Annotated in this window: 14 protein-coding genes; 2 read left to right on the top strand and 12 right to left on the bottom strand. The window is 73.8% G+C overall.

Annotated elements, in window-relative coordinates; translation table 11 throughout:
- Nucleotides 1-30 precede the first annotated feature (30 nt).
- Nucleotides 31-933 (top strand): HpcH/HpaI aldolase/citrate lyase family protein, encoded by a 903-nt coding sequence (locus tag ACFY12_RS22725; RefSeq protein ID WP_390717669.1) that lies wholly within the window; start codon nt 31-33, stop codon nt 931-933.
- A 202-nt stretch (nt 934-1135) separates the two neighbouring features.
- Here ACFY12_RS22725 and lgt read toward each other — a convergent pair whose 3' ends face one another.
- The 10 genes from lgt to hisI form a co-directional block, all read right to left on the bottom strand.
- Nucleotides 1136-2170, bottom strand: a complete 1035-nt coding sequence (gene lgt / locus ACFY12_RS22720) for a prolipoprotein diacylglyceryl transferase (RefSeq protein WP_390717668.1) — start codon at nt 2168-2170, stop codon at nt 1136-1138.
- 75 nt (nt 2171-2245) lie between these two features.
- Entirely contained in the window at nt 2246-3142 is an 897-nt protein-coding gene (locus ACFY12_RS22715; RefSeq protein WP_390717667.1) for a DsbA family protein, read from the bottom strand.
- 183 nt (nt 3143-3325) lie between these two features.
- Entirely contained in the window at nt 3326-4156 is an 831-nt protein-coding gene (gene trpA, locus ACFY12_RS22710; protein ID WP_390717666.1) for a tryptophan synthase subunit alpha, read from the bottom strand.
- Complete coding sequence (gene trpB, locus ACFY12_RS22705) at nt 4156-5436, bottom strand: tryptophan synthase subunit beta (RefSeq protein ID WP_390717665.1); 1281 nt, start codon at nt 5434-5436, stop codon at nt 4156-4158. The genes trpA and trpB overlap by 1 nt, the downstream gene beginning before the upstream one ends.
- A 187-nt stretch (nt 5437-5623) precedes the next feature.
- Nucleotides 5624-5812 (bottom strand): tryptophan biosynthesis modulator TrpM, encoded by a 189-nt coding sequence (trpM, locus tag ACFY12_RS22700; RefSeq protein WP_390717664.1) that lies wholly within the window; start codon nt 5810-5812, stop codon nt 5624-5626.
- Nucleotides 5813-5834: 22 nt separating this feature from the next.
- The gene (gene trpC / locus ACFY12_RS22695; RefSeq protein ID WP_390717663.1) at nt 5835-6644 is read right to left on the bottom strand and encodes an indole-3-glycerol phosphate synthase TrpC; all 810 of its coding nucleotides are present in this window, start codon (nt 6642-6644) and stop codon (nt 5835-5837) included.
- A gap of 387 nt (nt 6645-7031) precedes the next feature.
- Nucleotides 7032-7277 (bottom strand): HGxxPAAW family protein, encoded by a 246-nt coding sequence (locus ACFY12_RS22690; protein ID WP_390717662.1) that lies wholly within the window; start codon nt 7275-7277, stop codon nt 7032-7034.
- A 163-nt stretch (nt 7278-7440) separates the two neighbouring features.
- Nucleotides 7441-8172, bottom strand: a complete 732-nt coding sequence (locus tag ACFY12_RS22685; RefSeq protein WP_390717661.1) for a TIGR02234 family membrane protein — start codon at nt 8170-8172, stop codon at nt 7441-7443.
- A 78-nt stretch (nt 8173-8250) separates the two neighbouring features.
- A complete protein-coding gene (locus ACFY12_RS22680) occupies nt 8251-9795 on the bottom strand; it encodes an anthranilate synthase component I (protein ID WP_390717660.1) in 1545 nt (514 codons plus the stop codon).
- An 11-nt stretch (nt 9796-9806) separates the two neighbouring features.
- On the bottom strand, nt 9807-10217 hold the full coding sequence (gene hisI / locus ACFY12_RS22675; protein ID WP_390717659.1) for a phosphoribosyl-AMP cyclohydrolase: 411 nt from the start codon (nt 10215-10217) through the stop codon (nt 9807-9809).
- 32 nt (nt 10218-10249) lie between these two features.
- On the opposite strand from hisI, the gene ACFY12_RS22670 reads away from it, so the two are divergent.
- Nucleotides 10250-10426, top strand: coding sequence for a hypothetical protein (locus ACFY12_RS22670; RefSeq protein WP_390717658.1), 177 nt, complete (start codon nt 10250-10252; stop codon nt 10424-10426).
- A 125-nt stretch (nt 10427-10551) separates the two neighbouring features.
- Here the strand turns inward: ACFY12_RS22670 and ACFY12_RS22665 are convergent, their stop codons facing one another.
- Both ACFY12_RS22665 and ACFY12_RS22660 read right to left on the bottom strand, forming a co-directional pair.
- On the bottom strand, nt 10552-11184 hold the full coding sequence (locus ACFY12_RS22665; RefSeq protein WP_390717657.1) for a TIGR03085 family metal-binding protein: 633 nt from the start codon (nt 11182-11184) through the stop codon (nt 10552-10554).
- 9 nt (nt 11185-11193) lie between these two features.
- Nucleotides 11194-12216, bottom strand: a complete 1023-nt coding sequence (locus tag ACFY12_RS22660; protein WP_390717656.1) for a LysR family transcriptional regulator — start codon at nt 12214-12216, stop codon at nt 11194-11196.
- Nucleotides 12217-12314: the final 98 nt, after the last annotated feature.

The following is a 12314-nucleotide window of genomic DNA, read 5'->3' as shown; positions in this document are numbered from 1 at the left end:
GGCGCACCCGGGGTTCCCGACGCACCCGGGGTGCCGGGCGCACCCGGGGAAGTCCCCGTCCGAACGCCGTTGACCTGGCTCTATGCGCCCGGTGACCGCCCGGAGGTGGTCGCCAGGGCGCTCGGCTGCGGGGCCGATGTGGTGGTGATCGACCTGGAGGACGCGGTCGCCCCGGACCGCAAGGCGCGTGCCCTGCGGGCCACCGCCGAGCTGCTCAGCGAGCCGGACCCGGGCCCCGCGCCGGTGCACGTCCGTGTCAACGCGCTGGACGGTCCGCTCGCCGGGACCGAAATCCGTACGCTCGCCGCGCTGCCGGGCCTGTCCGGGCTGCGGCTCCCGAAGGTGCGCGGGCCGGCCGATGTCCACCGGGCGGTGCGCTGGGCGACGGGCCCAGCCATGCAGCGGCCGACGAGGGACCGGGCCGTGGGCGGCGCGTCGCCGGCGCTGTACGCCCTGCTGGAGTCCGCGCTGGGCGTCGAGCACGCCTTCGCCATCGCCACCGCGCACCCGGCGCTGCGCGGGATCGCGCTCGGCGAGACCGATCTCTGCGCGGAGCTGGGCGTACGGGACGACGCGGGGCTGGCCTGGCCGCGCAGCCGGACGGTGGTCGCGGCCCGCGCCGCCGGCCTGGCCCCGCCGCCGCAGTCGGTCTACCCGGACGTACGCGATCTGGACGGCCTGGCCCGCTCCTGTGCGCAGGGCCGGGCGCTGGGGTTCCTGGGCCGGGTGGCGATCCACCCCCGCCAGCTCCCGGTCATCGAGGCGGCTCATCTGCCCTCGCCCGCGGAGGTGGCGGCGGCGGAGCAGGTGGTGCGGGCGGCGGAGGAGGAGGGCGGCGGGGCGCGAGCGCTGCCGGACGGGCGGTTCGTGGACGCGGCGGTGGTGGCGGGGGCACGGCGGGTACTGTCGCTGGCCGCGCGGCGGCGCGGCTGAGGCCTGCCGTGGCCTGGGGATGGGGGCCTGGGGATGAGGGATGAGGGATGGGGGCCTGGGACCTGGGACCTGGGACCTGGGACCTGGGACCTGGGACCGTACACAGCGGAGCGCCGGGCGGGTGTCGAGGTCTCCCCCGCACCCGCCCGGCGCTCCGTGGTCCGGCGGTCGTCCCGCCCCGGTCAGGGCTTCCCGCCGCTGCTCAGGACTTCTTGTCGCTGCCGGTGCCGCTGCCGGCCGCCCTCTCCGAGGCTTTCTCCCCCGGCTTCTTCGGCGTCCGCGGTGTCCTGGGCGTCCGGTCCGCCGGCTTCCGCAGGGTGACCTCGCCGCCCTCGGCGGCCTCCGTGTCCGTGTCCGTACCCGTACCGGCAGCCGTGCCCTGTTCGGCGGCGGCCTCCTGGGCCGCGCGCTCCTCCAGCGCCCCGGGCTCCACGATCTCTTCCCGGCCCGGTGCCCGCTTGGCGGAGACCACCATGTAGGCGACGGCCAGGACGAGGCCGATCAGTGCGGTCCAGACGTTCAGCCGCAGGCCGAGGATGTGGTGCGCGGTGTCGATCCGCATGTACTCGATCCAGGCGCGGCCCGCGCAGTAGGCGGCGACGTACAGCGCGAAGGCCCGTCCGTGGCCGAGCCGGAACCGCTTGTCGGCCCAGATCACCAGCAGCGCGACACCGACGCACCACAGGGACTCGTAGAGGAACGTCGGGTGGTAGGTACCGGCGATGCGCCCGATGGCCGGGTCGGAGCTGATCTCCAGGGCCCAGGGGAGGTCGGTCGGCTTGCCGTACAGCTCCTGGTTGAACCAGTTGCCCCAGCGGCCGATCGCCTGGGCGAGCGCGAGTCCGGGGGCCACCGCATCCGCGTACGCGGGCATCGGGATGCCACGGCGGCGGCAGGCGATCCAGGCGCCCAGCGCGCCGAGCGCGACCGCGCCCCAGATACCGAGGCCGCCTTCCCACACCTTGAAGGCGTCGAGCGGGTGGCCGTTCTCGCCGAAGTACGGCTCGGGTGTGGTGATGACGTGGTAGAGGCGGCCGCCGACCAGCCCGAAGGGCACGGCCCATACGGCGATGTCCGCGACCGTGCCGGAGCGGCCGCCGCGCCGGATCCAGCGCCGGTTGCCGAGCCAGACGGCGAAGAAGACGCCGATGATGATGCAGAACGCGTAGCCACGCAGCGGGATCGGGCCGAGGTGTACGACGCCGACCGACGGGCTGGGAATGAATGCGAGGTCCATGGCAGGGTCGACGCTACCGCGCCGGGCGGGGTCGGCGACAACCCGCCCGGCTACGGCTGGGTAACGACGCCACGGTCAGGAGTCCTCCTTGGCTGCGCCGCTCGTCCGGTGGGAGGCTCCCTTGCCCGGGACGGGACTCGGAGCGGTGCCCGGGGCGGCGCTCCCGCCGTTCGACGGGGCATTCCCGGGCTGCTTGCCCTTGTTGGCGGCCAGGACCGTCTTCTTCAGGTCCTTGGGGGTGAAGTGGCCGTTCTTCTCCTTGGCGAGGTTCTTGCTGTTGAGCAGGACGGTGGGGGTGCCGCCGTAACCGGAGCGGGAGAAGGCTTCGCTGGACTTCCGGACGAAGCCGTTGTACCTGCCGTCGTTGACGCACTGGGTGAAGGCGGGGGTCACCAGGCCCTTGACCTTGCCGGCCAGTTTGATGAGGTGCTGCTTGTCGGCGAACTTGTCGTCCAGTTCGTCCTTGGGCTGGTTCGAGTAGAGGACGTCGTGGTAGTCGCGGAACCGTCCGGCGTCCTGGGCGCACAGGGCGGCGTTGGCGGCGTTGAGGGACCCCTGGCCTCCGGTGTTGCCGTCGATGATGGTGACAAGGTGGTATTCGGTCTTGAGGTGGCCTTCGTCCTCCAGCTCGTGGATCACCGGGCGGAAGCCGACCTCGAACTGCTGGCAGGCCGGGCAGCGGAAGTCCTCCCACACCGTGAGGGTGGAGGGGGCTTCGGGGGCGCCCACCGGGACGGCGGGCCGGTCACCGCCGGTGGCCTGTCTCGGGCGTGCGGTTTCGTTGTCGGAGCTGCTCCCGCCGCTGCCGGCCGTGGAGGCCCAGACGGCAAGACCGCCGGCGGCCACCAGCACCGCCAGTACGGACCCGGCGACGACCGCCTGACGGCGGCGCCGGGAGCGCGCGTGCTCCTTCGCCCGCTGGGCCTGTAGCCGCTCGCGGGCGCTTCTCCTGTCGTGATTCTTCGGGCTCACGCCCCTGGACAACGAAGCGGAGGGGTGCCCGCGCACCCCTCCGCACCGATGTTCGCCCTATTGAGGGACGGCCCACCGCGTCACGGTGGACGGCCGCCCGCGAGCCGCGCCCCGGGCGGCGGGACGTCCGACGCAGACCCTGGCCAGGCCCGAGGAAGACCCTGGCCAGGTCCGAGGCAGACCCTAGGAACGGTTGCGTACGCCCTCGGCGAGCTCGCCCGCCAGGGTCCGGAGTCCGGCGAGCCCGGCCTCCAGGTCGCCGTCCGCGGCGAGCAGCCGCTTGACGAACGCCGAGCCGACGATCACCCCGTCGGCGAACGCGGCGACCTCCGCGGCCTGTTCGGGGTTGGAGACGCCCAGGCCGACACAGACGGGGAGACCACGTCGGGCAGCAGGGGTGGCGCGGGTGCGCGCCACCAGGTCCTGGGCCTCGCGGCCGACGGACTCGCGGGTGCCGGTGACGCCCATCAGCGAGGCGGCGTAGACGAAGCCGCTGCCGGCCGCGGTGATCTTGGCGAGCCGCTCGTCCCGGCTGCTCGGCGCGACCACGAAGACGGTGGCCAGGCCGTGCTGTTCGGCGGCCTTGCGCCAGGCCTCGGACTCCTCGACGGGGAGGTCCGGCAGGATGCAGCCGGCGCCGCCCGCCTCGGCCAGGTCGGCGGCGAACCGCTCGACGCCGTAGCGGTCGACCGGGTTCCAGTACGTCATGCAGAGCACCGGCGCGCCGGTGGCGGCGTGCACCTCGCGGACCGTACGGATCACATCGACGATCTTCACCCCGCCGCGCAGCGCGATGTCGTCGGCGGTCTGGATGACCGGGCCGTCCAGGACCGGGTCGCTGTGCGGCAGTCCGACCTCGACGATGTCGCAGCCGCCGTCCAGCATCTCGGTCATCGCCCGTACGCCGTCGTCCACGGTCGGGAAGCCGGCCGGGAGGTAGCCGACGAGTGCGGCGCGGTTCTCCGCGCGGGCCTGGGCCAGCACGGAGTTCAGCAGCTCGATGTTGCCCGCCATCACTTCTCCCCCTCGCCCGTGGGCTGGACGGTGCCGTTCACGTCCGCTTCGCCCTTGTCGTCGTACAGCCCGAAGTACCGGGCAGCGGTGTCCATGTCCTTGTCGCCGCGTCCGGAGAGGTTGACCAGCAGCAGGCCGTCGGGGCCCAGTTCGCGGCCGATCTCCAGGGCGCCGGCGAGCGCGTGGGCGCTCTCGATGGCCGGGATGATGCCCTCGGTGCGGGAGAGCAGGCGCAGCGCCTGCATGGCCTCGTCGTCGGTGACGGCGCGGTACTCGGCGCGGCCGGAGTCCTTGAGGTAGGCGTGCTCGGGGCCGATGCCGGGGTAGTCCAGGCCGGCCGAGATCGAGTACGGCTCGGTGATCTGGCCGTCCTCGTCCTGGAGGACGTACGAGCGGGAGCCGTGCAGGATGCCGGGGGTGCCCTCGGTGAGGGTGGCGGCGTGTTCGCCGGTCGCCACGCCGTGGCCGCCGGGCTCGCAGCCGATCAGGCGGACGGACTCGTCGCCGAGGAACGCGTGGAACAGGCCGATGGCGTTGGAGCCGCCGCCGACGCAGGCGAGGGCGGCGTCCGGCAGGCGTCCGGTGCGTTCCAGGATCTGCCGGCGGGCCTCGACGCCGATGACCCGGTGGAAGTCGCGGACCAGGGCGGGGAAGGGGTGCGGTCCGGCGACCGTGCCGAAGAGGTAGTGGGTGCGGTCGACGTTGGCGACCCAGTCGCGGAAGGCCTCGTTGATGGCGTCCTTGAGGGTGCGGCTGCCGGACCTCACGGCGATGACCTCGGCGCCGAGCATCCGCATCCGGGCGACGTTGAGAGCCTGGCGCTCGGTGTCGACCTCGCCCATGTAGACGGTGCAGTCCAGGCCGAACAGGGCGCAGGCGGTGGCGGTGGCGACGCCGTGCTGGCCGGCGCCGGTCTCCGCGATGACCCGGGTCTTGCCCATCCGCTTGGTGAGCAGGGCCTGGCCCAGCACATTGTTGATCTTGTGCGAGCCGGTGTGGTTGAGGTCCTCGCGCTTGAGGAACACCCGGGCCCCGCCCGCCTGTTCGGCGAACCGCGGCACCTCGGTGAGCGCGCTGGGGCGCCCGGTGTAATGGACCATCAGGTCGTTGAGCTCGGCCGCGAACGCGGGGTCCGCCTTGGCCTTCTCGTACTCGGCGGCGACCTCGTCGACCGCGGCGACCAGCGCTTCGGGGATGAATTTGCCGCCGAAGGCACCGAAATAGCCCTGGGGGGTGGGCACCCGCCCCTCGGGGTCGGGAAGGAAGAAATCGGAGGACATCTGACGCACTCCTCGATCGGGGCACTCGCCCCGCTCGGCTCGGATTCCGGACATCACGCTACGGGAACGGCCGCCGCGCGGGCCGGTGCCGAGGACGCCGGTCTCCGTCGTACGACGGAGACAGCGGCGATCGGTCCTCGGCTCTCGGTCCTCGGTGCTTGTTGCAGCGCTTGTCGCAGCGCTTGTTTCAGCGGGCGGCGGCCGTCACGGCCGTGCGCCATCGGCGTCCGTTGATCTGTCCCGGCTCCGAGCCGATGTGGTAGCGGACCCGCCGGCCGCGCACCCGGCGTGCGGGCGCCCGGCAGCCGCGGTGCCATGAGGGCAGCCCGCAACGACGGCCCTCGGGGCGGAGGCGGCGGCAGGCGCTGGCGGTCATGGCGGAGTACGCGTTCCGGCCGTCAGGCGCGTCCGTGCCGGATCGCCGGGTGGGAGCCCGCGGCGACCAGGTCGGCGACCGCGGTCCTGGGGTCCTTGCCGGTGACCAGCGACTCGCCGACCAGCACCGCGTCGGCGCCGTCGTTGGCGTAGGCGATCAGGTCGTGCGGCCCGCGGACTCCGGACTCGGCGATCTTGACGATGTGGTCGGGGATCTCGGGCGCGACCCGGGCGAAGTTGCCCCGGTCGACCTCCAGGGTCTTGAGGTCGCGGGCGTTGACGCCGATGATCCGGGCGCCGGCGTCCACCGCGCGGGCCACCTCTTCCTCGTCGTGCACCTCGACCAGCGGCGTCAGCCCGATCGACTCGGCCCGCTCGATCAGCGAGACCAGGGCCTCCTGCTCCAGCGCGGAGACGATCAGCAGCGCGAGGTCGGCGCCGTAGGCCCGGGCCTCCCACAGCTGGTAGGCGGTGACGATGAAGTCCTTGCGCAGCACCGGGATGTCGACCCGGGCGCGGACCGCCTCCAGGTCGGCCAGCGAGCCGCCGAACCTGCGCTCCTCGGTGAGGACGGAGATGACCGCGGCGCCACCCGCTTCGTAGTCGGCGGCCAGGGCGGCCGGGTCGGCGATCGCGGCGAGCGCGCCCTTGGACGGGCTGGAGCGCTTGACCTCGCAGATCACCCTGACGCTGTCGCTCTTGAGCGCCGCGACACCGTCCATCGCGGGGCGTGCCTTGCGGGCCCGCTCCTTGAGCTCGTCGAGGGTGACGCGCGCCTGCCGCTCCGCGAGGTCGGCGCGGACCCCGTCGATGATCTCGTCGAGCACACTCACGAGAGCGGCCTCCTTCTTGAGCGGTCAAGGCGGATCGTTGCCCCTGAGACGGGGTGCCCCAGCTGGCCCTCTGATGGTATCCGGGACGGGGAGGAGGTTTCGCATCCGGTTGACCGCACCCCCACGACCTGGACCTTTACGGTCCGCGGCGGCGTGCGCGCGCTGTCCTGGGCAGCGTGCGCGCACGGTCCGCGGCTGGGGTCCCCGCGCGCCGTTCAGGCGTGGGGGAATGCGCGAAGGCGCCGCTCACCGCCGTCGGGCGGGTGCCGGGAGAGCGGTCGGAAGCGGCCGGACGACGTCCCGGGGCCGTACGGGCGGCGGGGCTGCGGCGCCTTCGGAAGCGGGTGGCGGTCATGGCGCCGGGCGGCGGCGCCATCCGGGCGGGGCTCAGCCCTCCTGCGGCTGGGCCTTCGCCCGAGCGGCCGGGTTCGCCGAGCGCCGGGGCTCCTGGCCCAGACCGGCGGCGCGCATCAGGCCGCCCACCACGGCGCCGAGGCCGATCAGCACCATGCCGGCCCAGAAGCCGGGGGCACTCCCCGCCACGATGAAGGCTCCGGCGACGCAGAAGCCGATGAACGAGATGATGACGCCGGTCCAGGCGGCGGGGGTGTGTCCGTGGCCACTGCTCGACATTGACTGCTCCTCGTTGCTCTCTCGCGCCGGGGTCCGGCCGCGGTGATCCTCGCCGTCCATTGTCACCGATGCCGGGCGGCACCCCCTTACCGGGTCCTTACCGGGCGGGGTTCCAGGCCCTGCTGATCAGGGCTCTCGGCCCTGCCGGGCGGGGCTCTCGGCCCTACCGGGTGGGGTCCTCGCCGCGGTCCAGGGACTTCCAGATCTCCTCCGGACGCTCCAGGTCCGGGGCCGCCGGGGCGCGCCGCGGACCGCGGGCGCCGCCGGGTGTGCGCTCGTAGCGGCCGGACATGGCGGGCCAGTGGCGTCCGCGGAACAGCGCCAGCAGCCCGGCGGCCAGCAGCAGCACCCCGCCGGCCGTGGCCACCCACGGCCAGCCGGTGTGCGTGACGTTCTGCACATCGGCGCCGGCCAGTCCGACGGCGGTGGCGGCCTTCTCGCGCAGCGCCGAGGTGTCGCCGTTGCCCAGCACCGCGGCGGCGGCGACGCCCGCGCCGCTGAGCGTGAGCAGTGCGGCGACCAGAACCCGGCCGGTCCGGCGCACCGCGAAGACGGCGACCAGCGCGGCCAGGCCCACGACGGCCAGCGCGCCGGGCACGCCGGTGACATCGGCACCGGTCACGCTGCGCGGCAGCTCGCCCTGGGGCAGCAGCGCGGAGCCCTCGGCCCAGGTGCGGCCGGATGCCAGCAGCGCCAGGCCGGCACCGGCCGCGCCGGCCAGCAGCGCCGCCGCGAGGCTCCTTCTCGCGCCGCGGCCGGCGCCACGGCCGGGCGCGTGGGGCTCGGCAGGCGCATCGGGCGCGTCGGGCCCGGCGGGCACGGTCGCGGTGGCGTCCGTGGCGTCCGTGGCATCCGTGGGCGCGGTGTCGGTACGGGTCCGGGGTGCGGCAGTCACGCGTACCACTATCGCGCACCGGCCCGCCCGGACCGGTGCGCGGGGGTGGTCCCGCCGGGCAGCCAACCACCTGGGCAGCTAGCCGCCCAGGTGGTTGGCGGTGTGCACGGCCCGCAGAACCGCGGCCGCCTTGTTGCGGCACTCGGTGTCCTCGGCGACCGGGTCGGAGTCGGCGACCACCCCGGCGCCCGCCTGGACGTAGGCGGTGCCGTCGCGCAGCAGAGCCGTACGGATCGCGATGGCGGTGTCGGAGTCCCCGGCGAAGTCGAGGTAGCCCACACAGCCGCCGTACAGCCCGCGCCGGGTCGGCTCCAGCTCCTCGATGATCTGCATCGCGCGGGGCTTGGGCGCGCCGGAGAGGGTGCCGGCCGGGAAGCAGGCGGTGAGCACGTCGAAGGCGGTCCGCCCCTCGGCGACCTTGCCGGTGACCGTCGAGACGATGTGCATGACATGGCTGTACCGCTCGACGGACATGAAGTCGACGACCTCGACACTGCCCGGCTCGCAGACCCGGCCCAGGTCGTTGCGGCCCAGGTCGACCAGCATCAGATGCTCGGCGCGCTCCTTGGGGTCGGCCATCAGCTCGTCCGCCAGTGCCTGGTCCTGCTGGACCGTGGCGCCGCGCGGGCGGGTGCCGGCGATGGGGTGCACCATGGCCCGGCCGTCCTCGACCTTCACCAGCGCCTCGGGGCTGGAGCCGACCACGTCGAACGGCGGGGAGTCCGCACCGCCGTCGCCCTCGAAGCGGAAGAGGTACATGTACGGGCTGGGGTTGGTGGCCCGCAGCACCCGGTAGACGTCCAACGCGCTTGCCGTGCACGGGGTTTCGAAGCGCTGCGAGGGCACGACCTGGAAGGCCTCGCCGGCCCGGATGCGCTCCTTGATGTCCTCGACGGCGTCCTGGTAGGCCGGGCCGCCCCACTCGGCGGTGTACGGGGGGACCTCGGACGGCGGGAGCGCCGCGGCGCTGGCGGGGGCGGGCCGGGCGAGGTCGTCGGCCATGGTGTCCAGGCGGGCCACCGCGTCGGCGTACGCCTCGTCGACGCCGGTGTCGAGGTCGTTGTGGTTGATCGCGTTGGCGATCAGCAGGACCGTGCCGCTCCAGTGGTCGAGGACGGCGAGGTCGGAGCTGAGCAGCATGGTCAGTTCGGGCAGCCGGAGGTCGTCGGTGGTCCGCTCACCGATCTTCTCCAGGCGGCGCACGATGTCGTAGCCGAGGTAGCCGACCATGCCGCCGGTGAAGGGCGGCAGTCCGGCGCCCTCGACGAGGTCCCGCGGGGTGTGCAGCGCCTCGACGGTGGCACGGAGCGCGGCGAGCGGGTCGCCGTCGGTGGGGACGCCGACCGGCGGGGTGCCGAGCCAGTGCGCCCGGCCGTCGCGGGTGGTGAGGGTGCCGGCGCTGCGGACGCCGATGAAGGAGTAGCGCGACCACGACCGGCCGTTCTCGGCCGACTCCAGCAGGAAGGTGCCGGGGCGTTCGGCGGCGAGCTTGCGGTAGAGGCCGACCGGCGTGTCGCCGTCCGCGAGCAGCCGCCGGGTGACGGGGATGACCCGCCGGTCCTTGGCGAGGGTGCGGAAGGTGTCGAGGTCCGGATGCGCGGTGCCGGTGGTTCCCGTGGTCATGGCAGCGGAGCCTACTGGGCGTGGTCCTGTCCGGTGGGCAGTACGTCCGCATCGAAGCAGGTGCGGTCGCCGGTGTGGCAGGCGGCGCCGACCTGGTCGACCTTGACCAGCACGGTGTCCGCGTCGCAGTCCAGCGCGACCGACTTCACGTACTGGACGTGGCCGGAGGTGTCGCCCTTGACCCAGTACTCCTGGCGGCTGCGGCTCCAGTACGTGCAGCGTCCGGTGGTCAGGGTGCGGTGCAGCGCCTCGTCGTCCATCCACCCCATCATCAGCACCTCGCCGGTGTCGTACTGCTGGGCGATGGCGGGGATCAGGCCGTCGGCGCCGCGCTTGAGGCGGGCGGCGATGGCGGGATCCAGGGAGGGTGTGGCGGGAGAAGGGGGGCCGGAGTCGGCGGCGCTGGTGCGGCTGCTGGTCATGGGTCCATTGTGCCGTGCGGCATGCTGCGGACATGCACGATCGGCAGCCACCCTCCCCCATAGCCCCAAGGGCATGGGAGGTGCCCCCATCGCCACCGCCGCCGGATCCGGACCGGGCGGCGCGGGTGGCGCTGTGGGTGCTGGTGGCGCTGTTCGCCGCGGCCCTGGCGGTGGGTGTGGTGGTCGCCGTGCTGGTGCTGCGGAGGTAGGCGGCGCGCCGGGAATGCCCTCCGCACCCCCCGCGTTCTGGGCCCACAGGGGGCGCTCGTGACCCCTACGGGATCTGTTCGACCGCCCCCTACGGGAGCCCCCGGATCACCCCCCCAGCTTCGGACTAAATCCCCAGCTTCGCGTCGGTCAGCTGCGCGACCGCGTCCTTGTCGCCGTCCAGCTCCACCTCGGCCGCCTCCCGGCGTCCGAAGACGAACAGGGTCAGCTCGCCCGGCTCCCCGGTGACCGTGACCACCGGCGTCCCGCGGTGTGCCACCGCCGTCCGCCCGTCCGGCCGCCGCAGCACCAGCCCCACCGGCGATTTCCGGGCCAGCATCCGGGCGGCCCGTTCGAGCCTCGTCCACAGCGCGTCCGCGAAGACCGGGTCCAGCTCGCGCGGGGTCCAGTCCGGCTGCGCCCGCCGGACGTCCTCGGCGTGGACGTAGAACTCGACGGTGTTGGAGGCCTCGTCGATCTGCTTCAGGGCGAACGGCGACAGCTGCGGAGGGCCGGTCCTGATGAGCCGGATCAGCTCGTCGTACGGCTTGCCCGCGAACTCCTTCTGCACCCGTTCCAGCCGGGCCGCCAGGGGTTTGAGGAGGAGCCCGCCGGCCGCGTCGGGCCGTCGCTCGCGCACCACCACGTGCGCGGCGAGATCCCGCGCGGTCCAGTTCTCACAGAGGGTCGGTGCGTCGGGTCCGGCGCTCTCCAACAGGTCGGCGAGCAGGAGTCGTTCACGCTTCGCATGGGCCGTCATACGGCCACCCTACGACCGGCCGGGATCACCCGCCACGGGACGCCCGGACGCCACCGCCTTCCCCACCGGACTCCCGGACGCCACCGCCTCCCCCCTCGGGCGCCCGGACCCGCCGGACCCCACCGGACACCCTTCGGGACATCCCAGGTCCCGGTGCTCCATCAGGATCCGTTGCAGCTCACGGGCGGCGCGCGGCGGGGAGACGTCGCCACGGTGGGCGACGGAGACCACGCGGTGCATACCGGGGGTCGCGAAGCGGGTGACCCGCAGGCCGGAGCGTTCGGCGACCATGCTGGGGACGACGGCGATGCCCAGACCGGCCCGTACGAAGCCGAGCACCGCGTCCATCTCGCCGCCCTCGACGGTGAAGACGGGTTCGAAACCGGCCGCGCGGCACGCCGCGGTGGTGAACTCCCGCAGGTCGTAGCCGCGGCGGAACATGGCGAGCGGGCGGCCCCGGAGGTCCTCGACGCGGATCCGGGTGCGGCGTCCGGTCACCGGGGCGGGCCGGTCCGGGGCGGAGACCACGACCAGTTCCTCGCGCAGCAGGTCGGAGGTGTCCAGCGCGGGTGCCTGGACCGGGAGCGGGGTGATGATCAGGGCCAGGTCCAGGGCCCCGTCGGCGAGCGCGCGGACCAGGTCCTGCGAGCCGTCCTCGGTGATCAGCAGGTCGACGCCGGGATAGGCCGCGTGGAACGCCCGCAGGACGTCGGGGACGAGGCTGGCGCAGAGGCTGGGCGGGGCGCCGAGGCGGAGCCGGCCGCGGCGCAGCTGGGCGACCTCCTGGACCTCGCGGCGGGCGGTCTCGGCGTCGGCCAGGATCCGCCGGGCGATCGGCAGCAGGGTCTCGCCGGCGTCGGTGAGGGTGATGTGGCCACGGGCGCGGTGGAAGAGGTCGGCGCCCAACTCCCGTTCCAGGGCGCGGATCTGCTGCGAGAGGGAGGGCTGGGCGACGTGCTCGCGCTCGGCGGCGCGGGTGAAGTGGCGGGTGTCGGCCACGGCGGTGAAGTAGCGGAGCTGCTGGAGCTGCATAAGGGGAATGTACGGGGAACGTCCGGCGTCTCGATAGCTCTGGCCTATCGAGATGAGCCGAACCATGTCTTGGACTGATGGGGCCGTCCGGCCCTAGC

It is taken from the genome of Streptomyces sp. NPDC001339 (genome assembly GCF_042895955.1).
Taxonomy (GTDB): Bacteria; Actinomycetota; Actinomycetes; order Streptomycetales; family Streptomycetaceae; genus Streptomyces.
The sequence above is the reverse complement of the archived record's forward strand: the minus strand, read 5'-3'. Positions and strand labels throughout refer to the sequence as shown.

What these genes read in the sequence shown, in the direction of transcription:
- trpB (WP_390717665.1), bottom strand. Translation starts at nt 5,436, where the DNA reads ATGTCCTCCGATTTCTTCCTTCCCGACCCCGAGGGGCGGGTGCCCACC.
- hisI (WP_390717659.1), bottom strand. Translation starts at nt 10,217, where the DNA reads ATGACCAGCAGCCGCACCAGCGCCGCCGACTCCGGCCCCCCTTCTCCC.
- trpA (WP_390717666.1), bottom strand. Translation starts at nt 4,156, where the DNA reads ATGGCGGGCAACATCGAGCTGCTGAACTCCGTGCTGGCCCAGGCCCGC.
- lgt (WP_390717668.1), bottom strand. Translation starts at nt 2,170, where the DNA reads ATGGACCTCGCATTCATTCCCAGCCCGTCGGTCGGCGTCGTACACCTC.
- ACFY12_RS22670 (WP_390717658.1), top strand. Translation starts at nt 10,250, where the DNA reads ATGCACGATCGGCAGCCACCCTCCCCCATAGCCCCAAGGGCATGGGAG.
- ACFY12_RS22680 (WP_390717660.1), bottom strand. Translation starts at nt 9,795, where the DNA reads ATGACCACGGGAACCACCGGCACCGCGCATCCGGACCTCGACACCTTC.
- ACFY12_RS22660 (WP_390717656.1), bottom strand. Translation starts at nt 12,216, where the DNA reads ATGCAGCTCCAGCAGCTCCGCTACTTCACCGCCGTGGCCGACACCCGC.
- ACFY12_RS22665 (WP_390717657.1), bottom strand. Translation starts at nt 11,184, where the DNA reads ATGACGGCCCATGCGAAGCGTGAACGACTCCTGCTCGCCGACCTGTTG.
- ACFY12_RS22690 (WP_390717662.1), bottom strand. Translation starts at nt 7,277, where the DNA reads ATGTCGAGCAGTGGCCACGGACACACCCCCGCCGCCTGGACCGGCGTC.
- trpM (WP_390717664.1), bottom strand. Translation starts at nt 5,812, where the DNA reads ATGACCGCCAGCGCCTGCCGCCGCCTCCGCCCCGAGGGCCGTCGTTGC.